1 protein-coding gene is annotated in these 1,530 nt (G+C 66.3%); it reads right to left on the bottom strand.

All coding sequences use genetic code 11. The annotated features are described in order from the left end of the window. A partial coding sequence (locus D183_RS0120015; RefSeq protein WP_017910566.1) for an MCP four helix bundle domain-containing protein occupies nucleotides 1-1,166 on the bottom strand: 1,166 nt, incomplete at its 3' end. Nucleotides 1,167-1,530: the final 364 nt, after the last annotated feature.

Below are 1,530 nucleotides of genomic sequence, written 5' to 3'. Positions count from 1 at the left end.
AGGTCCTGCACCATCAGCCGGAAGTCGTGCTGGAAATGCGCGGCATCGCCGCGGGCGCTGAAGTCGCCGGCGGCGGCGGCCGCGGCCAGGCGCTTGATCTCGGTATTGATCGCCAACAGGCTGGCCTTGGCCGCATCCATCGATTCGTGCAGCACCGCGCGGCTGCCGGGTAGGCGCCGGGCGTCGCGGCGCAGGTCGCCGTTGGCGTATTCGTTGAGCACGCCGATGGCGTCGACGATGGCGTCCAGATGCTCGAACATCATGGTGTTGATGCCCTTGCTCAGCTCGCCGTACACGCCGGGAAAGTCCTGCGGCATGCGGTGGGTCACGTCCTTGTCGGCATGCAGTTCGATCATCAGCGCGGTTTCGCTGGAGAAGCGCTGCAATTGGGTCTGCATCCGGCCCATCGCGACCAGCAGGCGGCCGGGTTCGTCGCGCGCGTCGGTGCTCACGTCGTTGTCCAGGCGGCCATCGGCGATGGCTTCGGCGGCGCGGGTGGCGCGGCCGAGCGGCCCGGTCAGGCTGCGGGTGATCGTCCAGCCCAGCAGGCCGCTGACCAGCAGGACCGCAAGGCCGCCGGAGATGAGGATGATGCGGCCCCGCGCCATCGCTGCCGAGGAGACAGCATAGGCCTCCCGGCTCAAGCGCCGCTGCAGATCGGCATTGGCGCGGATCGCCGCCTGCTGCTTCTCCATCGCCACCGCGGCATCGCCCAGCAGCAATGCCTGTGCCTGGGCGTTCAGGTCCTTCTCGCCCAGCGCCAGCACCTGGTTGTTGAGTTGCACCGACTGCGCGCGCGCATTCTCGATCGCGGCCATGGCCTGGCGTTCGGCCGGGATCGCCGGCATCGCCGACAATGCATCGTGTGCGGCCTTGTAGCGCGCCCGGTTGCGCTGCACGATGTCGATCATCTTCTGGTTGGCTGCATCGCCATCGACGATGGTGATGGACAGCAGCCCGATCTGCACATTGGTGTTGGCGTCCAGCATCTCGTTGGAGAGGCGGACCTTTTCCATGTTGCCGTTGACGATGCTGTCCAGTTCGCGATGCGCCCTGGCCATGGTCAGCAGCCCCATGGCGACCAGTACACCGGACAACAGGATGAGGATGCCGAACGCCATGCCCAGGCGCCGACCGACATTGTAGCGTTGCAGAAGTGCGTTCATAGCCGACCTTTGGGGGACAGAAGGAGTCGGGTCGCACGCGCTGGCAGGCCAGCGTTGCGGCGCCTCGTGGCGATGCGCTGCCACCCCATGGATATCGACATGGCGGCCAGGAATTGAGCGGTGTGCGGATCCTTGTTGGCGGGCGGTTAGGAAGCTGTCTGCCTTCCGACGCGTGTTGGTCGGCGAAGGCAAAATCCGACGTGGTTCCGACATGCGCCGGCGTGTAATGCGCCAAGCTATGGTTCGCGTATTGCAGGAATGCGCAGCTGCGTAAGGGCTGCGCTGCGAACGCCGGGCGTTACCGCCGGGACCGGTCGCCATGCCGGCGGCATGGCGACCGTACGACTCAGAACTCCTGCCAGTC

Origin of the sequence: Xanthomonas sp. SHU 199, from assembly GCF_000364665.1 — a bacterium.
GTDB classification, from domain to species: domain Bacteria; phylum Pseudomonadota; class Gammaproteobacteria; order Xanthomonadales; family Xanthomonadaceae; genus Xanthomonas_A; species Xanthomonas_A sontii.
Note: the sequence above shows the minus strand (reverse complement) of the source record. Positions and strands in the feature narration are given on the sequence as shown.